The following is an 18,964-nucleotide window of genomic DNA, read 5'->3' on the forward strand; positions in this document are numbered from 1 at the left end:
GCACTGTCTCAGTGAAGTAGTTCACTTTTCATAAACTTTTTTATTTTTTCCAATCAAAAAAGCCTGGGCCTGCCTGTTTCAGCAGGGATTCTGCCATGGCGCGACCTATTTCCGGGCCATCTGCGACCGATCCAGTGGTGTCCTCGGATATGGATTCGGACCCGTCGGGGCGCAAAACCTCTCCGCGCAGGCGTAGTTGATCACCTTTTATTTCCGCCAAACCCGCTATCGGCGTTTCGCAGGAGCCGTCCAAAGCGGCCAGCAATGCGCGTTCCGCCGCCAAACGCTGCCCGGTCTCAGCGTGGTGGATGGCCTCGAGCATTTCGGCTGCACGGGAATCGTCGATACGGCGCTCGATGCCGATCGTGCCCTGGGCAATGGCGGGCAGCATGTCTTCGGCGGCGATGGCGGTTGCGGGAACATCCGCCATATTCAGACGCCGGATGCCCGCCATGGCCAGAAACGTGCAATCGGCCACACCATCTGCCAGCTTCTTGAGCCGCGTTTGAACATTGCCCCGGAACTCGACCACATTCAGGTCCGGGCGACGGTTCAACAATTGTGCCCGGCGCCGTAGCGATGAGGTGCCCACAACTGCACCCTGCGCGAGGTCACGAATCGAGCTCAGGCTGGGTGAGATAAAGGCGTCTCGCACATCTTCGCGCGGCAGAAACGTGTCCAGCACCAGACCCTGGGGCTGTTCGACCGGCATGTCCTTGGTCGAATGCACCGCGATGTCGATATCGCCACGCAGCATCGCCTCTTCGATTTCCTTGGTGAACAGGCCCTTGTTGCCAATCTCTTTCAGCGGGCGGTCCGCATCAATCATGGCGCGGTTGTCACCAGTGGTCTTGATCACCACAATCTCAAACGCGTCTTCGGGCAGATCAAAGGCTTTGCCCAGCCGTTGCCGGGTTTCATAGGCTTGTGCCAGCGCCAGCGGTGAGCCACGAGTGCCGATCTTGAGCGGTGATGCGGGGGTTGGCAGGGTCAAAGTCATGGGCACAGCTTTAGTCGCGTCACATTGCCCTGACAATGGGGGCAGAGCTTGACAAATTGCCACTGAGGCACGACCCGTTGCGACAAACCTGACGATTGGGGACAAAGATGGCCGAGACAAAGAAACTGCTGCGGGCGCTGGCTGGCGAAGTACAGGACGTGCCACCGATCTGGATGATGCGGCAGGCGGGGCGTTATTTGCCGGAGTACCGCGCAACCCGGGCGCGGGCCGGGGACTTTTTGTCTTTGTGTTATAACCCCGAGTTGGCGGCCGAGGTGACGTTACAGCCGATCCGCCGCTACGGGTTCGACGCAGCGATCCTGTTTGCGGATATCCTGTTGGTGCCGCAAGCTCTGGGTGCGGATCTGTGGTTTGTCACAGGTGAGGGGCCGCGGTTGTCGACGATCACTCAGCAATCTGATTTCGATGCGCTGAAACCGGTATCGGATATCCATGAAACCCTGTCGCCGGTGTACGAAACTGTCCGAATCCTTTCGCGAGAATTGCCATCTGAGACCACCCTTATCGGGTTCGCAGGCGCGCCGTGGACTGTGGCGACCTACATGATTGCCGGGCGGGGTACACCGGACCAAGGACCGGCCCACGCGTTGCGTGAAGAGAACACGGCCTTGTTCGAGGCGTTGCTGGACCGGATCACACTGGCAACGATCGAGTATCTCTCGGCCCAGATCGAGGCCGGGGCCGAGGTGGTGAAGATTTTCGACAGCTGGGCCGGGTCGCTGAAGGGCGATGCCTTTCAGAAATACGCGGTCGAGCCTTGCCGCGTGATCACGCAGGCGATCAAAGCGCGCCATCCCGGTATTCCGGTGATTGGCTTCCCGCGCGAGGCGGGTGATGCCTATGTCGGCTTCGCCAATACCACCGGGGTAGATTGTGTCGCGCTGGACAATTCGGTGTCGCCGGATTGGGCGGTCGAACATGTGCAGGTGGATGGTTGCGTTCAGGGCAATCTGGCCTCGTCACACATGGTGACGGGCGGACAGGCGCTGGTGGATGAGACGCGTCAGATTGTCGAGGCGTTCTCGAAAGGACCGCATATCTTTAATCTGGGCCACGGGATCACACCCGATGCCGATCCCGATAATGTTCAGCTGATGATCGACACGGTGCGGTCGTGGCGGGACGCGTAGAGGGGCCAGCCCCTCTTGGTCTTTGGCCAATTCACCCCAGGATATTTTTAGCCAGGTGAAGGGTCGGGAGGCGCGTTGGTGGACAGCTGATCCAGAATGTCCTGCCTGTGTTCGCCTCGGCGGGGGCTGGGTTTGGGCTGCCATGTCTCGGTCGAAAAGCGGGGTGCAGCCGCGGCCTGCAACGCGCCGTCTTGGTTGATCCAGGTTTGGCGCGCGGCGTTCATGGGATGGGCTTGCGCCTCGACCGGGTCGAGTACGGGCGCGACGCAGGCATCGGATCCCTGAAACATATCGGCCCAGTGGGCGCGGGGTTTGCTGGCAAAAATTTCTGAGAGTCGCTGTGTGAGTTTGGGCCAAAGTGCCGGAACATACTGGTTTTTGAATTCGGGATCGCCTGAGAGCCCCAGTTTTTCCAGGAATTCGGCGTAGAATTTGGGTTCAAGACACTGGACGGTCATAAACCCCCCGTCCAGGCACGCGTACGTGCGGCTCCAATGCGGGCCGTCCAGCAGGCTGTGACCACGCGTCTCAGACAGATTTCCGGATTGGCGCATGCTCATCAACAGGTTCATCATGTGGGCTGAGCCGTCATAGATGGCCGCATCAACCACGGTGCCCTGTCCGGTCCGCTGCGCGTTGAGAAGCCCGGCCAGAATACCAGCAACTAGATACATGGCACCGCCGCCAATATCCCCGACCAGAGTCGCCGGGGTCTGCGGGAGCTGGTCCGCGGCTGAGGCGTACCACAATGCCCCGGACAGAGAGATATAGTTCAGATCGTGCCCGGCAGTTGCGGAGAACGGGCTGTCCTGACCCCATCCGGTCATGCGACCATAGACCAGTTTGGGGTTGGTATCCTGAAAAGCGTCGGGGCCAAGCCCCAGCTTTTCCATCACGCCTGGGCGAAACCCTTCGATCAGCGCGTCGGCCGAGGCGATCAGGCGTCTTGCGATGTCCAGATCGGCTGTATCCTTCAAATTCAGATCAATCGAGCGTTTGCCGCGATCCAGGACGGATTGCTCGGGCATACCAGGTCCGGCAGGCTGGCCCTTGCGGTGGATCGTGATGACGTCCGCCCCCAGATCGGCCAGTAACATGGCTGCAAAAGGACCTGGCCCCAAACCTTCAACTTCAATGATCCGTATTCCGCTGAGCATGGGCCTTCTCCTTTTGGCGCAAGTTTTCGGGGATGCCCAGGGATTGCAAGACCAGATTCAACTGACTGTGATAGTGCGCCTGCATCCGCCGCAGCGTTTGATGTTGGCCGCAATTGAACCGCACGGTGCCCGCAGCCTATCAGCAAGGACAACATTATGCGCGTTTGCCTGATGCGTGTTTGCTAATTGAGCATGTACACAAGCGGATTACCGAATGGCGGCGGTGCCGCAGACCTGACACAGCCGCGCGCCCACAAAAAAGCGCAGAACAATGTGCGGAATTGACCTGTTCTGTGCCGGGCCGTCGGGGTAGTGTCCCCGCCAGAACAGGGAACGTGCATGACAACTATTCTGTCCATCAGGGATTTGCGTAAGTCCTATGCCGACGGATTCGAGGCGCTCAAAGGGGTGTCCTTGGATATCGAGCAGGGCGAAATTCTGGCGTTGCTGGGCCCGAATGGGGCCGGCAAGACGACTCTTATTTCCACCGTGTGCGGCATTACCACTCCGACTTCGGGCACTGTTACCGTAGGTGGGCATGACATCCAGACCGAATTTCGTGCCGCGCGCCGGATGATCGGGCTGGTGCCGCAGGAAATCGCGCTTGAGCCGTTTGAGAAAGTTTGGAACACGGTCCGGTTCTCTCGCGGCCTGTTCGGATATGGCAGCGACAACGCCCGGATCGAAGAGATCCTGCGCAAGCTGTCTTTGTGGGACAAGCGTAAAAACGCGATCAAGGAACTGTCCGGTGGCATGAAGCGCCGCGTGCTGATTGCCAAGGCCCTGGCACATGAGCCGCGCGTGCTGTTCCTGGATGAGCCGACCGCCGGCGTAGATGTCGAACTGCGCAAGGACATGTGGGAGATCGTGGCCGAGCTGAAAAAGGCCGGGGTAACCATCATCCTGACGACACATTACATCGAAGAGGCCGAAGCCATTGCCGACAGGGTAGGTGTGATCGACAAGGGTGAGCTGCGGCTGGTGCAGGACAAGAACACCCTGATGGCCCAGATGGGCAAGAAACAGATCGAGGTTATGCTGGCCGATCCTATCCAGGCCATTCCCGACAGTCTGGCTGTGCATAACCTGACGTTGAACGGCAATGGCGACGCGCTGGTCTATACCTATGACACCCACGCGGACCGCACTGGGATCACCACTTTGCTGAACGACGTGGCGCAGGCGGGGCTTGTTCTGCGCGACGTGCAGACCCGGCAGTCGAGCCTGGAAGAGATTTTCGTGAACCTGGTATCCGGAGAACCCGCATGAACTGGTCTGCCATCGCAGCAATCTACCGGTTCGAAATGGCCCGGTTCTTCCGCACTCTGGCACAGAGCTTTCTGTCGCCGGTCCTGTCGACCTCATTGTATTTTGTGGTCTTCGGCACTGCGATCGGCAGCCGCATCCAAGAGGTCGAGGGTGTATCTTATGGCGCGTTCATCGTGCCGGGGCTTATCATGTTGTCCGTTGTGATGCTGGCAATCTCGAACGCGTCTTTCGGGATCTACTTCCCGAAATTCCTTGGTACGATATACGAACTGTTGTCGGCGCCAGTGAATTTTATTGAGATCGTAATAGGTTACGTCGGGGCCGCCGCCACCAAGTCGTTGTTTGTCGGGCTGGTAATCCTGGTGACAGCCACATTCTTCGTGGACATACGCATTGAGCATCCCTTTGCGATGGCAGCGTTCCTGATCCTGTCCTGCCTCAGTTTTTCGCTGTTGGGCTTTATCGTAGGGATATGGGCCAGCAACTTTGAACAAATATCTTTGGTGCCACAGCTGGTTATCACGCCACTGATCTTTCTGGGGGGAACGTTCTATTCGATCTCGATGCTGCCGCCTGTTTGGCAGACGATCACCCTGTTCAATCCGGTTGTTTACCTGATTTCCGGGTTCCGCTGGTCGTTTTACGGGTTGGCCGATGTCCCGATCGGATTCAGCCTGCTGGCGATTCTGGTCTTCACAGGGACTTGTCTGGCTGTGATCGGCTGGATCTTCAAAACCGGTTGGCGTATTCGCAGCTAGGGCGTTGCATTTTTGCCCGCCATGTGTGTGAATTTGGTTCACGTCACGTCTAAGGCCCGAACGGTCCCTTGTTTAGGGCCCGGCTGCACTCTACATCGGCACCCATGAAGCTCAGCCTGCCATTTGTCAAAAAGCAGCCCCTCGTGGCCGTGGTTCGCCTATCCGGCGCCATCGGAATGGCGGGGCGTGGATCGTTGAACGATACCGCGCTGGCCCCCGTTCTGGAAAAGGCGTTTCGCAAAGGTAAACCTGCGGCCGTGGCGCTTGAGATCAACTCGCCCGGTGGATCGCCGGTGCAAAGCTCTCTGATCGGGTCGCGAATCCGGCGGCTGTCGGAAGAGCTTGAGGTCCCCGTTATTGCCTTCGTCGAAGACGTTGCAGCGTCTGGCGGCTACTGGCTGGCCGCTGCCGCTGACGAAATCTGGGCCGATGACAGCTCGGTCCTGGGGTCGATCGGTGTGATTTCGGCCGGGTTTGGCGCGCATGTCCTTCTGGCGCGACAAGGCATCGAGCGGCGCGTACATACGGCGGGCAAATCAAAATCAATGCTCGACCCGTTTTCGCCGGAAAAAGAAGAAGATGTCGCGCGGCTGCAAGGCTTGCTGGGTGATATCCACGCGAACTTCATCGACCATGTCAAAGCCCGCCGCGGTGACAAGCTGGATCAAAGTGCGGATTTGTTCACGGGCGAGGTCTGGCTTGCCAGACGCGCGCAGGAACTGGGCCTGATAGACGGCGTCGCACACCTAAGGCCGAAAATGCAGGAGCGGTTCGGCGACAAGGTGAAGTTCCGCCGCTATGGCCTGCGCAAACCGATCTGGTCGCGGTTTGGGGCCACACTTGCCCAGGACGCCATAACCGGAATTGAGGAGCGGGCGGCTTACGCGCGCTTTGGTTTGTGACGTGATCGTTAAGGTTGTCACCCTTTTCCTGATTGCCATGGGTGTCCTGGCGATGTTCGGCAAGTTGCGTTTTCCGGGGCAGAAAAGGCTGCAATCTGCAAGATGTCCGCGCTGTGGACGGTTCAGTATCGGTAAGGGGCCTTGCTCCTGCGAAAAAGGAGGCCGTACATGACGGCATGGCTGTTATCCGGCCTCGGCTTGCTGATCTTGCTTCTCGCAGGTGATGCTTTGGTCCGCGGTGCAGTGAACCTGAGCCTGCGCCTGGGTGTACCAGCCCTGATCGTCAGCCTGACCATTGTGGCGTTTGGCACCTCGGCCCCCGAGCTGTTGATCGCGATCAGCGCGATCAAGGAAAACGCGCCGGGGATTGCGCTGGGTAACGTGGTCGGGTCGAATACGGCGAACATTTTGCTGGTTCTGGGACTGCCAGCCTTGCTTGCCACGCTTCACACCAGTGAATGCAACACCAGAAGAAACTATGTTTTTATGTTGCTGGCCACGGTGCTGTTCATCGGCCTGGCATTCTGCGGCGTGTTCAATCTGGCTAGCGGTGCTATTTTGCTGGCTGCTTTGGGATTGGTCCTTCTCAATGCCTTCCGCGATGCGCGCGCGCATCGCAAGGCCTGCGGTGAAGCCTGTGGGGAAGAGGATGAGTTGGAAGGTCTGGAAGAGGCCGATCCGGACATGCCCTATTGGAAGCTATCGATTTATCTGGTCCTGGGCCTGATCGGCCTGCCGATGGGTGCACATCTTCTGGTCGACAACGCCACGATCATTGCCCGCACATATGGCGTCAGCGAAACGATTATCGGACTGACGCTGATCGCAGTTGGGACATCCCTGCCGGAACTGGCCACGACCGTCATGGCGGCTTTGCGCAGACAGGCGGATGTCGCCTTGGGCAACGTGATCGGGTCGAACATGTTCAACCTTTTGGCCATCGTCGGTATCGCCACTTTGTTTGGACGTATCCCTGTGGACCCGGAATTCCTGCGTTTCGATCTGTGGGTCATGCTGGGCGCATCGCTTCTGTTGATCCCGTTCGTGTTCTTGAAACAAGATATCACACGCGGCTGGGGTCTGGTGTTGACGCTGCTGTATGCCGTCTACATCGTCTCGCTGTTGGCGTGACCTGAAGATAGGGGGAAATCCATGGCCCAAGCGTTAGTGACCGGTGCAGGTGTTCGTCTTGGTCGGGCAATGGCCCTGTATCTGGCAAAGCGGGGATATGACGTCGCCGTGCACTATGCGACGTCTGAAGAACCTGCCGCCGAGACCGTAGCCGAGGTGCAGGCGCTTGGGCGCAAGGCGGTCGCCTTGCACGCCGATCTGCTGGATGAGGCGCAGGTCCTGACCTTGCTGCCCCGTGCGGCAGAGGCGTTGGGTGGACCAATCACCTGTCTGGTGAACAACGCATCGATTTTTGAATACGACAGCCTTCAAACCGCCACGCGGCAAAGCTGGAACCGGCATCTCGACAGCAACCTGCGCGCGCCATTCGTTCTGACGCAGGCCATGGCTGCGCAGGGGCTGAAGCCGGGCACGGACGAGGCGGGCGAACCTGTTGCCACCGGCCTGATCATCAACATGGTCGATATGCGGGTGCGCAAGCTCACGCCAGAGTTCATGACCTATACGATTGCCAAGATGGGTCTGTGGGCCTTGACCCGAACCTCGGCGCAGGCGCTCACGCCAGCGATCCGCGTCAATGCGATCGGGCCAGGACCAACGATGCAGGGCCACCGGCAAAGCGAAGAACACTTTCAGGCGCAGCGTGCAAACACGGTTCTGGAACGCGGGTCGAACCCGTCAGATATCACTGCCGCCTTGGGCTATTTCCTGGATGCGCATGCGGTCACGGGGCAGCTTTTATGCGTCGACGGTGGGCAGCATCTGGGGTGGAAAACGCCGGACGTTCTGGGCCTTGAATAGGTAAAGCTGCTGCAAGTTTTGCACCGCTCTCGGTTCTGTTACCTGCTCGTTACAAAAATGTCTTTTTTTTCATACACTTGTCTTGTGAATGAAAATATTTACAATAAAAACAATAGGTTAAATATTTGCTTATTTTTTGTGCAAATCAAGGATTCCTTAATGAAACAAGGGAAAATCGCCAAGCTCAGAAACTTATCTTCACACTTATCCACAGAAACCGTGGATTTGTTTTCTCTTGATCTGAAGGCCACAAGATTGCAGCCATGGTCAGAGAATCATATCTCAGGCAAATGACGACAGACAGCGACCCGACCCAAGACACTCAAATGACCGGCTATGCGTGCATTCAGCGGTATCTGAAAACGCTGGACAGTTCACCCGGTGTGTATCGCATGTTGGATGCGGACAGCCGGGTGCTGTACGTCGGCAAGGCGCGCAACCTCAAAGCGCGGGTGTCGAACTATGCGCGGCCGGGACATTCGGGGCGGATTGAGCGGATGATCGCGGCGACAGCCTCGATGATGTTCCTGACCACACGGACCGAGACCGAGGCGCTGCTACTTGAGCAGAATCTGATCAAGCAGCTCAAGCCCAAATACAACGTGCTGCTGCGTGACGACAAAAGCTTTCCCAATATTCTGGTCGCCAAGGACCATGCCTTTCCGCAGATCAAAAAGCATCGCGGCGCAAAGAAAGAGAAGGGGACCTATTTTGGCCCCTTTGCCAGCGCGGGTGCGGTGAATCGGACGCTGAACCAGTTGCAAAAAGCGTTTCTGTTGCGCAATTGCTCGGACTCTATGTTCGATAGTCGGACGCGTCCCTGTCTGCTCTTTCAGATCAAGCGCTGTTCCGGGCCTTGCGTGAACCTGATCTCGGAAGAAGAGTACAGCGAAAGCGTCAAAGATGCCGAGCGGTTCCTGTCTGGCCGGTCGACCAAAGTGCAGGAAGAACTGGCTGAACAGATGATGGCTGCCTCCGAGGCAATGGAGTTCGAGCGTGCAGCCGGACTGCGTGATCGCATTCGCGCGCTGACGCAGGTACAGACATCTCAGGGCATCAACCCGCGTGGCGTGGCCGAGGCGGATGTGATCGGCCTATATATGGACAGCGGGCAGGCTTGTGTTCAGGTGTTCTTTATCCGCGCCAATCAAAACTGGGGAAACAAGGATTTCTATCCACGTGTCGGTGCGGATGTGTCCGCGGCTGAGGTGATGGAGGCTTTCCTTGGCCAGTTCTACGACAACAAGGAACCGCCGCGACAACTGATCCTTTCGGATGCCGTCGAAAACGCTGACCTGATGCAAGAAGCACTAAGCGAGAAGGCGGGACGCAAGGTCGAAATTTTGGTGCCTCAACGGGGTGAAAAACAGGAACTGATCGCGGGTGCCTTGCGCAACGCGCGGGAGTCTCTGGCCCGACGGATGTCAGAGAGTGCCACGCAAGCCAAGCTTCTGCGCGGAGTGGCCGAGGCGTTTGATCTGGACAGCCCGCCGAACCGGATCGAGGTTTACGATAACTCTCATATCCAGGGCACCAATGCCGTCGGCGGGATGATCGTAGCAGGTCCGGACGGGTTCATGAAAAATGCCTATCGAAAGTTCAACATTCGGGGCGACGACCTGACCCCTGGTGACGATTTCGGGATGATGAAAGAGGTTCTGACCCGCCGCTTTACCCGCTTGCAAAAAGAGGATCCGGATCGTGACAAGGGATTGTGGCCCGACCTGTTGCTAATCGACGGCGGCGCGGGGCAGGTGAGTGCTGTGCGCGAAATCATGGTCGAGCATGGGGTCGAAGATATCCCTATGGTCGGTGTTGCAAAGGGGGTTGATCGTGATCACGGTAAAGAAGAGTTCCACCGTACCGGTCAGCGCCCCTTTGCATTAAAACGCAACGACCCGGTGCTATATTTTATTCAGCGCCTGCGGGATGAGGCGCACCGGTTTGCAATCGGCACTCACCGTGCCAAACGGGCCAAAGCGGTCGGCGCGACGCCGTTGGACGAAATCCCCGGAGTTGGTGCCGCGCGTAAGCGTGCATTGCTGGCGCATTTTGGCAGTGCCAAGGCGGTCAGCCGGGCCAATCTGGCGGATTTGAAAGCGGTCGAGGGGATCTCAGCCGGGTTGGCGCAAAAGGTCTACGACTTCTTCCACGACAAAGGCTAGGCCTTGCGCCCGCGCCACAATATGTACAGGCCCGAGGCGACGATCAGCGAACTGCCGATCCACATCGTCTGGTCGAGATCCTCGCCAAAGAAGACCACACCCAGGGCGACACCAAACAGCAGGCGGGAATAGCGGAAGGGCGTGACAGCGGATACTTCTCCCGTCCGCATGGCTTTCATCAAGGAACCGTATGCGATTGCGCCAAGGCCTACGGCTCCGGCGATATGCAGGCTTGTGAGCAACGGCACTGGCGCAATCGGGGCCTGTTCCCAAAAGCTGTAGGCAAACCCGGCGACAATCACGCTGACAAAGCCGTAGAACCCTAAAACTTCGGTTCCAAGGCTGGCGGGTGCGACCCGGCTGGCCAGATCGCGACCTGCAAATCCCAACATCCCCAGCACGGCCAGCAGGGACAGGATGGTGAAACTGTCACCAGTTGGTTGGATGATGATCACAACGCCGATCAGGCCAACGAGAATGGCGCTCCACCGCCGCCAACCAACGGTCTCTCCGAATAGCAGCGCGGCACAGGCGACGACCACAAGCGGGGTGGCCTGCAGGATAACGGTTGCAGATGACAAGGGCGTCAGTGTGATAGCCAGGACGTAGAACAGCCGTCCGAGAATTTCGAACACCGCGCGGATTTTCATCGCGGGCGACAGAACATCCGGTTGCAGCAGCCGCGTGCCACGTGCCATTGCGACACAGGCAAAGATGAGCGCGCCACCCAATCCGAACAGGACAAGTATTTGCCAGACGGGCAAGGCAACCGCCGCCGCTTTCAGCAGCGCGTCTTCCAGTGCGAAACATGCCATCGCGCCGATCATCCATGCGCTACCGATCAGGTTGGCGCGCGCGTCGGTCTCAATATTCGGGGTCATCGGTTCGTCTTTGCCATTGGGCTTGGTCGGCTGCACTCTGACGACAATACGACCCGGGGCCAAGGCCAATAACCGGTGCCGCGCCGGACTGCGGCGCTTTGACCAAGCCTCTGTGATCGGTACAGTTTTTTTCCGCCCCGTCTTTCCTGTCCCCGGTCAGCGATGTAGGGTCTGCTTCATGAAGTGGAACCTGCCGAATATCCTGACCGTCCTGCGCCTGCTGGCCGCGCCCGGTCTGGCCGTAATGTTTCTGTATTTCACCAGACCCTACGCGGATTGGTTTGCGCTGATCCTATTTCTGACGGCAGCCATTACCGACTGGTTTGACGGATATCTGGCGCGCGCGTGGAAACAGGAAACCAAGATCGGGGCCATGTTGGACCCGATTGCGGACAAGGCGATGGTGGTGATCGCGCTGATGATCCTTGTGGGTTATTCCGCAGAGCACTGGACGCCATGGCTAGTGCTGCCAGCGACGGTCATCCTGTTCCGCGAGGTGTTTGTCTCGGGCTTGCGGGAATATCTGGGCGATACGGCCGGAACGCTGAAGGTCACGAAGCTGGCGAAATGGAAAACGACCGCGCAGATGGTGGCGATTGCCATTCTGTTTTCGCAGGGGATTTTCGAACACTATTTTGTGATGGCTACATTTGGCATGGATGCCGAAACAATGGATCTGGTCCTGACGGGTCAACTGGAAGACCTAAATCACATGCGCTGGCATCTCGAAGCGATGTTCTGGTCTGGCCGGATCGGGTTGTGGCTTCTGTGGATTGCGGCGGCGCTGACATTGATCACCGGCTATGACTACCTACGTAAAGCCATGCCCCATCTGAAGGAGAGCTAAGGGATGGATGTGCTGTATTTTGCCTGGGTGCGTGAACGGATCGGCCTGCCGAAAGAACGGATCGAGACCAAGGCCGCGACCGTATCCGATCTGGTCGCCGAGCTGAGCGCGCGCGAAGACCGCTATGCTGCCGCATTTGCGGACCTGTCCGCACTGCGCGTCGCTCTGGATCAGGAACTGTCCGATTTTGACGCATCGCTTGCTGGTGTGCGCGAAGTGGCTTTTTTCCCGCCAATGACCGGCGGCTAAAACCATGCGCATCGCGGTTCAGGAAGAAGAATTTGATCTTGGGGCCGAAGCCAATACCTTCGCTGCCGGAGACGATGCCAACGGCGCCATCGTGACCTTTACCGGCGTGGTGCGCGATCTGGCATCCGGTGATCTGGATGTGATGGAGATCGAGCATTACCCCGGTATGACCGAACGCGCGCTAACCAAAATAGCCAAAGAGGCACAGCAGCGCTGGTCGTTGGGCGATGTTCTGGTGATCCACCGCCACGGGCGCCTTGCCCCCGGGGACCGGATCATGATGGTGGCTACTGCCGCGCGGCACCGCAAGGATGCGTTTGAGGCGGCAGAATACCTGATGGATTACCTAAAATCCCGCGCGCCTTTCTGGAAAAAAGAAATCACCACATCCGGCGCGCAATGGGTCGCAGCCAAGGATGAGGATGAAGATGCGCTGACGCGGTGGTAGGTTCTGTGCCCGGCACCGGATTATCTGGTGCCGGGTCTATTATAGCGAGTTAGGTGCTTTGTTCGGTGTTACACTGCCGTGCGGCTTCGATGGCTTTTTTAGTACCATCCAGACTAACGGTGAATGCGAACTCTTTCTTCGGAAACACGGTCATTTCGTATTTGTTCATGACGTCATCCACAAACTGGGCGTTGTTCGCAAGGATGTATCCGCCTGTATATCCGTCGGCGAGATGCTTAGTCTTCTTGTGCGCCTCAGCTTCGTAGACGTTGCCGTCGAGTGACAGGAAGATCTTTTCTTTCTTACCCTTCAAGCCAATGTCGTTCTTCGTGAACACACCTAGATAGCCCATCTCGTGGTCTTTGGTCAGACCCATCTGAACAACGTTCTGGTTTTCGTCCATACGCTCGATCAGGCAGGACCCGCGGGAGTCATCCACAAAGATGGTCCAGCCGGATTCTTCGCCCCAGTTGGTGAAGGTATCATTCTCTGAAGGTATCACGTCACTTGACGCCCAGACGGCGGCGCCGGTGAAGATGCTTAGAGTTGCAGCAGCAGTTAATGATGATTTGAAATTCATAGTACACTCCAATTTTCTGGATAGTGAACAGTGATGTGCATGTGTAAAAATGCACCAATTCCTAATATTGAATTTGTTGTAGGAATTGAAGGCGATTGCCTCGGATCGGCTGATTTGTGCCGAAGGTGCAGTCGGCCCCAACCGGGGTCAGCTATTAAGCCCGGGGCTGGGATCAATCCGCGTTGTTGATACGCCCGCGTAGTTCTTCGGCCTCTTGCCGCGCCGCGCGCAGGCCGTCCATGGCGGCTGCCAATTCGGCCTCGGTCTGGGTCAGCTGGTTGGTCAGTTCGGCCTCGCGCTGCTGCAGATAGGTGATCGCCTGATCGCGGGTTTCTTCTGCCTCGTGCAGTTCCTGGCTCATGCGGTCCAGATCGGCGACGTCGCTTTGGCGGACGCGCGACAGGCGATGGGCCAGCCAGTTGGCGAACCACCCCATGCAAAAGGCGGCAAACAATATGACGGCGGTCGCGATAATGAATTCGATTCTGTTCAATTTACTGGTCCCCTGCGCCCGAGTCGGTTTCCGCATCCGTTTCCGGGGCTTCGGCCTCTGGCTCTGCGTCTTGTGACGTCTCTGTTTCGTCTTCCATCGCTTCCAGCGCGGTTTGAGATTCGGCGGTGGATTCGGGCCGGATCAGGCGGAATTCGATGCGTCTGTTTTCTTCCCGCCCGATTTCGGTGTCATTGTCGGCGATTGGCTGGGTTTCACCATAGCCCAAGGCGGTAAAGCTGGCTGTGGGCACGCGCCGCGCGCGCAGTTCATTTAAGATGGATTGTGCACGCGACTGGCTGAGCTGCTGGTTCATCTCTTCGCGACCTTGGCTGTCAGTGTGGCCCTGAATCTCCAGCCGGATGGGTCCGCATTCCCGCAGGATGTCGGCGATCTGATTGACCGTATCGCGCGATTCGGCGGCGACCGTGGCAGAACCTGGTTCAAAGGCGATTTTGGAACCCGCCTGAACCTCGGCGATGCGCTCTTCGCAAACATCCGGGTCGGGCAGCTTGTCTGCGGGCTCGGGTGGCTTTTGATAGGTGATCGACAGGCTGAAATCTTGTGCCTCGCCCAGTTTTTCCGACAAAAGCCCCGAAATATAGGCCCGGGTTTTGGGGTCGTGGCTGACACCGTTCAGAACCACTTCGTCCGGTGTCACGGTCAGCGCACCATTGTGCAGTTGCGACAACGCCTCAAGCCCGCTGAGGACGCGAATGGGCCAATCGGCGGGCAGGTCAGGGGCGACGCGGGTTGCGGTATGGACGTGTTCGTAACCAAAGGCTGCACGGGCATAGCTGTCGACCATGTCGCGCAGGGTTTCATCCCCCAGCCGGCCGCGCATTTGTACCAGACCCTCGGGGCTTCGTGTTGCTGAGAATTCGGGCGGGCCGGATTGGTCTTCCGTTTCGGGTTCCGGCAGAACTGCATGCAGGGCAAAGACCTCGGGCAGTGCGTTTTCCAGTTCGCCGATCACCTGGTCAAACAGCGCGGCACCAGTGCCTTCGGCTGCGACCAGAGTGATATCCGCATCTGACAAAGTCACCGTACCCTGGCCGATTTCCGCCAGCGCCCGAATGCTTAACACGGCGGCGTCGGGCCAGCGAGGTGAGGGTTCACCCAGACCGATGGTGCAGGAATAAGGCCCGGTCAGACCAGCATCCTGTGCGGCTGCGACGATCCGGTCCCGCGCCTTTTCGTCCTGGGCCGAGCAGGCATCGAATTGCCCGCCATTTTCGTCGATCAGGTAACGCAGGGTGAAGGGTGTAATGACCGGGCGAGGTGCCGAGATGGACAGGCCTATGCGTAGGCTCGGCGGTGCCGCGCGGGTCAGCTCTTGCTCAAGCCGCTCTTTTTCCTGCTGACTGTCGGCAATTGCGGTCACCTTCACAAGCCCGGGGCTGGCCGAGATTTTGGCCCGAGGCAACCGGGTCAGCGCCTCGACCGCATAAGTAACCGCTTCGTCCCAGCCTTTCGGCTTTGGATAATCGGCGGTTTCCAACAAATCTGAGACCGGCCCGTCATTCAGTCTGCGCAATCTCTCTGTCAGCGCGTTGCGATCTTCGCTGGCCGGGATCAGGCCAATAACCGATATTCCGCTGTCATTGCGCAGAATCTCGGCTGAAAAGCGTGGCGAGGCCAGTTGCGTCGTGGGCGCGACTTCCATTTCGTCAATGACGCGCGAGGTGTCGACCTCGGTCCCTGCCGCTGTCAGAGCGTTGAATCGTGTGGCCTCATCCGAAGCCGTACCGGTCAGAACGACCCGCAGCCCGTCCGATTGGACCTCGGCCCAGTCGTGACCCTTCAGGTCCAGCGCACGTCGCACGGCGAACTCTGAGGCTTCTTCGACTTTTGTCACGGCAAAACTTGCCGCCAACAGAGACAGCCCTGCGGACACAAGGAAGACAAAGGCAACGACGAAGACATAAGGCAGGCGCATGTGCGAACTATCGACTCCTCGGGTGAGTGTTCGGAACTCTTACAGAGGCCTAGGCCCGGGTGCAATCAGAGCAACAAGGCGACGCAAAGGAAGATCAGCGGAATAAGGCCGGTGTCACGGTTGGCGCGGAACAATTGCAGCAGTTTGGCGTTGTCTTCGATATCAAGCCCCCGCAATTGCCATGCCATGTGCCACCCCATCGCCCAAGGCCCGCCAAGTGCCACCACCAGGGCCATGATTGACGTCTGGGTCGTCGCGGCGTCGATGATTGCCAGTCCCATAAGCGCCACTGTGGCCATCAGGAAATACTTCAACCATCGCGCAGTGTCGGTGCCAAACAGCCGGGCGGTGGACTTGATCCCGATCAGTTCGTCATCTTCGGCGTCCTGATGGGCATAGATCGTATCGTAGAACAGCGTCCATGCGATCCCGGCTAGGTACAGCGTGATTGCGGGTATACCCACGGTTCCCGTGTGGGCAGCCCAGGCCAGCAGGATGCCCCAGTTGAAGGCCAGCCCCAGAAACACCTGCGGCCACCAGGTGAATCGCTTGGCAAAGGGGTAGATCGTCACCGGCAACAGCGACAGTACGCCCATCGCAATTGCGGCCTGGTTGAAGGTCAACAGAATCATCAGCGCCAGCAGGCATTGTAGCCCCATCCAGATCACTGCCTGCCGCACGCTGACCTGACCCGATGGAATTGGGCGGGATCGGGTGCGCTCCACCTGACCGTCAAATTCGCGGTCGGTGATGTCGTTCCATGTGCAGCCCGCACCGCGCATCAGAAAGGCTCCGAAGGCGCAGCCGATGGCGATCCACAGATCCTCCCACCGCGGGGTGCCGTCGCTGAGGATGGCCAGTGCCAATCCCCACCAGCAGGGAATCAACAGCAACCACGTGCCGATGGGCCGGTCAGCGCGGCTCAGGCGCAGGTAGGGGCGGGTGAAAGCGGGCGCATATGTATCGACCCAGTTGCCGCTGACAGCGTCGGCAACCTGACCGTCTGGTGTTGGAGCATTGCCTTGCATATGTAAGGTCTCATGAGTGCAAAGATCAGACTGTATGTAGAGCACCCTCTGGGTCAGGGGCAATCGGTTCCTTTGACGCGCGAGCAGGCCCATTACCTGTTTGGCGTCATGCGCCTGTCCGTCGGTGGACGGGTCGCGCTGTTCAATGGGCAGGACGGAGAGTGGCTGGCCGAGGTAATAGAGGCAGGCAAGCGGGGCGGCGTCTTGTCCTGCGTTGAGCAATCCAAACCGCTGCAACTGCCACCAGACCTGTGGTTCCTGTTCGCGCCGATCAAAAAGGCGCGCACTGACTTTATCGTTGAAAAGGCGGCGGAAATGGGCGCGGCGCGGATCATGCCGGTGCAGACGGAATTCACCAATTCGGAACGCATTCGTCAGGACCGATTGCAGGCGCACGCCGTTGAGGCGACCGAGCAATGCGGTGGAACATTTGTGCCCGAGGTGGCTGATCTGCAGCGATTGGATCGCGTATTGGAAAGCTGGCCCAAAGGGCGGCAACTGATGTTCTGCGATGAGGCCGAGGTAGGCTCGGCCCTGCGGCTGGCTGGCAATGAAACGGACCAACCCTGGGCTATTCTCATCGGCCCCGAAGGTGGTTTTTCCGAGCGCGAGCGTGCGCGGCTGGCTGCGCTGCCCTTTTCGCATGTGGTCAGCCTTGGCCCGCGCATCCTGCGCGCCGATACGGCTGCCGTAGCGGCGCTGACGATGTGGCAGCAGGCGCTGGGAGACTGGGTGTGAACTGGCAAGAAGCGCAAGGCGCAGACGTTCCAAAGATCGACAGGTTCCTGTTCGAACATATCCAGACGTCCATGTTCCCTCTGGCGAACCTGCGGGACTTCGGCTTGCGCGGCTCAGACCCGCGCGCCTTGAACTTGTGGACATTGGGTGATGGTCCGAGGGCGATTTTTGGAATCACAAATGAAGGTATGGTCCTGCCGCAATGCCCCGAATGCTCGGATGACGTACTGAGGCAGGCGATTCGCCTGATCCGGGGGCGCAGGTTGTTCGGTCTGGCGGCTGAGGCCACTCAAGCACGTCGGATCATGCAGCTTGCGGGATGGGAAGACCGCCCTGCAACCCTAAACAGTGACGAGCCGGGGTTCTCGCTGGAGCTGAATCAACTTGTCATGCCGGACGCCACCAGCGCGAAACTGGTGCCGCCGGATGAACTGAACCGATCCATAACAGTGGGATGGCGGCAAGACTATCTGATCGAAGCAATGGGCTTTGACCCCGAACGCGCGCAACCTCAGGCACAAAAAGATATCGCTGCCTATATCGAACGCGATTCCCATCGGGCCTTGCTGATTGATGGTCGGCCAGTAGGAATGACCGGGTTCAACTCGCGTTTGCCAGAGGTTGTCCAGATTGGCGGTGTTTATACGCCGCCCGATCTTCGGGGGCATGGATACGCGCGACTAGCAGTGGCGCTACATCTACGCGAGGCGCACAGCAACGGCGCAACCCGCGCTGTTCTGTTTGCCGCTAGCGATGCCGCCGCGCGTGCCTATATAGCAATAGGGTTCCGGCCAGCAGGCCATTATTCCCTGATTTTGTTCAAAAACCCTGAGGACACGGCATGAGTTTCATCCGACCCGAAGCCAAACTGGCCCTGTGGCGCTGGCGCGAAGTGCTGGTGGCAGGGGTCGTCTTGTTGGTCGGCCTCAGCTGGATCGGCGAACCCGGTGGATTGCTGGGTTGGCTGGGCTGGGTACTGATCGCGGTCTCGGTGGCGCTGGCCGTTATTGGCATTCAACGCGCCCGGTTCCGTACCGGTGCAGGTGGCCCCGGTCTGGTGACAATCGATGAAGGTCAGATCACTTATCTGGGACCGCTGACAGGCGGCATCGTTGCGACACGTGAAATCGAGCGCCTTGTGCTGGACCCGACATCGTCCCCGGCACATTGGATTTTGGATCAGCAGGGGCAGCCGACGCTTCACATTCCTGTGAATGCGGAAGGTGCCGAAGCGCTGTTTGATGTGTTCTCGGCCCTTCCGGGTTTGAAAACCGAACAAATGCTGTTGGAACTGAACGGTGGCGCGACGCATCCTGTGGTTATTTGGGAACGCACGCCTCTGCGTCCGGCCCATTTGAGGCTGCATTGACACTGGCGCGGTTTAAGACCACGACTGACCAAACGACAGACACATCAGGATCGGAGCACGG

20 protein-coding genes are annotated in these 18,964 nt (G+C 58.6%); 13 read left to right on the forward strand and 7 right to left on the reverse strand.

What is annotated here, in order from left to right; translation table 11 throughout:
- Positions 1–40: 40 nt before the first annotated feature.
- The gene (hemC, locus tag AC2FGC_RS22610; protein WP_496727267.1) at positions 41–1,000 is read right to left on the reverse strand and encodes a hydroxymethylbilane synthase; all 960 of its coding nucleotides are present in this window, start codon (positions 998–1,000) and stop codon (positions 41–43) included.
- A 107-nt stretch (positions 1,001–1,107) separates the two neighbouring features.
- On the opposite strand from hemC, the gene hemE reads away from it, so the two are divergent.
- Positions 1,108–2,151 (forward strand): uroporphyrinogen decarboxylase, encoded by a 1,044-nt coding sequence (hemE, locus tag AC2FGC_RS22615; RefSeq protein WP_496727268.1) that lies wholly within the window; start codon positions 1,108–1,110, stop codon positions 2,149–2,151.
- Between the two features lie 47 nt (positions 2,152–2,198).
- Here hemE and AC2FGC_RS22620 read toward each other — a convergent pair whose 3' ends face one another.
- Positions 2,199–3,308: a CaiB/BaiF CoA transferase family protein gene (locus AC2FGC_RS22620; RefSeq protein WP_496783519.1), complete on the reverse strand. Its 1,110-nt coding sequence runs from the start codon at positions 3,306–3,308 to the stop codon at positions 2,199–2,201.
- Between the two features lie 339 nt (positions 3,309–3,647).
- Between AC2FGC_RS22620 and AC2FGC_RS22625 the strand changes: the two genes are divergently transcribed.
- From AC2FGC_RS22625 to uvrC, 6 genes are all read left to right on the forward strand, one after another.
- The gene (locus AC2FGC_RS22625; protein ID WP_058273632.1) at positions 3,648–4,577 is read left to right on the forward strand and encodes an ABC transporter ATP-binding protein; all 930 of its coding nucleotides are present in this window, start codon (positions 3,648–3,650) and stop codon (positions 4,575–4,577) included.
- Positions 4,574–5,335: an ABC transporter permease gene (locus AC2FGC_RS22630; protein WP_496727270.1), complete on the forward strand. Its 762-nt coding sequence runs from the start codon at positions 4,574–4,576 to the stop codon at positions 5,333–5,335. Before AC2FGC_RS22625 ends, AC2FGC_RS22630 begins: the two co-directional genes overlap by 4 nt.
- Positions 5,336–5,439: 104 nt before the next feature.
- The gene (locus AC2FGC_RS22635; protein ID WP_496727271.1) at positions 5,440–6,237 is read left to right on the forward strand and encodes a S49 family peptidase; all 798 of its coding nucleotides are present in this window, start codon (positions 5,440–5,442) and stop codon (positions 6,235–6,237) included.
- 168 nt (positions 6,238–6,405) lie between these two features.
- Positions 6,406–7,368: a calcium/sodium antiporter gene (locus tag AC2FGC_RS22640; protein WP_496727272.1), complete on the forward strand. Its 963-nt coding sequence runs from the start codon at positions 6,406–6,408 to the stop codon at positions 7,366–7,368.
- 21 nt (positions 7,369–7,389) lie between these two features.
- Complete coding sequence (locus AC2FGC_RS22645) at positions 7,390–8,169, forward strand: SDR family oxidoreductase (protein WP_496783522.1); 780 nt, start codon at positions 7,390–7,392, stop codon at positions 8,167–8,169.
- 326 nt (positions 8,170–8,495) lie between these two features.
- Positions 8,496–10,334 carry an excinuclease ABC subunit UvrC gene (gene uvrC / locus AC2FGC_RS22650; RefSeq protein WP_496783524.1) on the forward strand — a complete coding sequence of 613 codons (1,839 nt, stop codon included), beginning with the start codon at positions 8,496–8,498 and terminating at the stop codon, positions 10,332–10,334.
- Here the strand turns inward: uvrC and AC2FGC_RS22655 are convergent.
- Entirely contained in the window at positions 10,331–11,215 is an 885-nt protein-coding gene (locus tag AC2FGC_RS22655; protein ID WP_496727276.1) for a DMT family transporter, read from the reverse strand. The two genes, uvrC and AC2FGC_RS22655, sit on opposite strands and share 4 nt — an antisense overlap.
- Positions 11,216–11,393: 178 nt before the next feature.
- Between AC2FGC_RS22655 and pgsA the strand changes: the two genes are divergently transcribed.
- From pgsA to AC2FGC_RS22670, 3 genes are read left to right on the forward strand one after another with little or no spacing between them, the layout of a single operon-like run.
- Complete coding sequence (pgsA, locus tag AC2FGC_RS22660; protein WP_496727277.1) at positions 11,394–12,062, forward strand: CDP-diacylglycerol--glycerol-3-phosphate 3-phosphatidyltransferase; 669 nt, start codon at positions 11,394–11,396, stop codon at positions 12,060–12,062.
- Between the two features lie 3 nt (positions 12,063–12,065).
- A complete protein-coding gene (moaD, locus tag AC2FGC_RS22665; protein ID WP_496727279.1) occupies positions 12,066–12,311 on the forward strand; it encodes a molybdopterin converting factor subunit 1 in 246 nt (81 codons plus the stop codon).
- A gap of 4 nt (positions 12,312–12,315) precedes the next feature.
- Positions 12,316–12,759 carry a molybdenum cofactor biosynthesis protein MoaE gene (locus AC2FGC_RS22670; protein ID WP_496727281.1) on the forward strand — a complete coding sequence of 148 codons (444 nt, stop codon included), beginning with the start codon at positions 12,316–12,318 and terminating at the stop codon, positions 12,757–12,759.
- Positions 12,760–12,808: 49 nt separating this feature from the next.
- Here AC2FGC_RS22670 and AC2FGC_RS22675 read toward each other — a convergent pair whose 3' ends face one another.
- The 4 genes from AC2FGC_RS22675 to ubiA all read right to left on the reverse strand — a co-directional run bounded on the left by AC2FGC_RS22675 (position 12,809) and on the right by ubiA (position 16,796).
- On the reverse strand, positions 12,809–13,339 hold the full coding sequence (locus AC2FGC_RS22675) for a hypothetical protein (RefSeq protein WP_496727282.1): 531 nt from the start codon (positions 13,337–13,339) through the stop codon (positions 12,809–12,811).
- 172 nt (positions 13,340–13,511) lie between these two features.
- Entirely contained in the window at positions 13,512–13,832 is a 321-nt protein-coding gene (locus AC2FGC_RS22680; RefSeq protein WP_058273621.1) for a hypothetical protein, read from the reverse strand.
- A gap of 1 nt (position 13,833) precedes the next feature.
- A complete protein-coding gene (locus AC2FGC_RS22685; RefSeq protein ID WP_496727283.1) occupies positions 13,834–15,768 on the reverse strand; it encodes an OmpA family protein in 1,935 nt (644 codons plus the stop codon).
- A 65-nt stretch (positions 15,769–15,833) separates the two neighbouring features.
- A complete protein-coding gene (ubiA, locus tag AC2FGC_RS22690; protein WP_496727284.1) occupies positions 15,834–16,796 on the reverse strand; it encodes a 4-hydroxybenzoate octaprenyltransferase in 963 nt (320 codons plus the stop codon).
- 12 nt (positions 16,797–16,808) lie between these two features.
- On the opposite strand from ubiA, the gene AC2FGC_RS22695 reads away from it, so the two are divergent.
- The 3 genes from AC2FGC_RS22695 to AC2FGC_RS22705 are packed head-to-tail and all read left to right on the forward strand — an operon-like array spanning position 16,809 to position 18,903.
- The gene (locus AC2FGC_RS22695; protein ID WP_496727285.1) at positions 16,809–17,534 is read left to right on the forward strand and encodes a 16S rRNA (uracil(1498)-N(3))-methyltransferase; all 726 of its coding nucleotides are present in this window, start codon (positions 16,809–16,811) and stop codon (positions 17,532–17,534) included.
- A complete protein-coding gene (locus AC2FGC_RS22700; RefSeq protein WP_496727286.1) occupies positions 17,531–18,379 on the forward strand; it encodes a GNAT family N-acetyltransferase in 849 nt (282 codons plus the stop codon). Before AC2FGC_RS22695 ends, AC2FGC_RS22700 begins: the two co-directional genes overlap by 4 nt.
- A complete protein-coding gene (locus AC2FGC_RS22705; RefSeq protein ID WP_496783526.1) occupies positions 18,376–18,903 on the forward strand; it encodes a hypothetical protein in 528 nt (175 codons plus the stop codon). The genes AC2FGC_RS22700 and AC2FGC_RS22705 overlap by 4 nt, the downstream gene beginning before the upstream one ends.
- Positions 18,904–18,964: the final 61 nt, after the last annotated feature.

The organism is Ruegeria sp. CDSC054 (assembly GCF_059610645.1).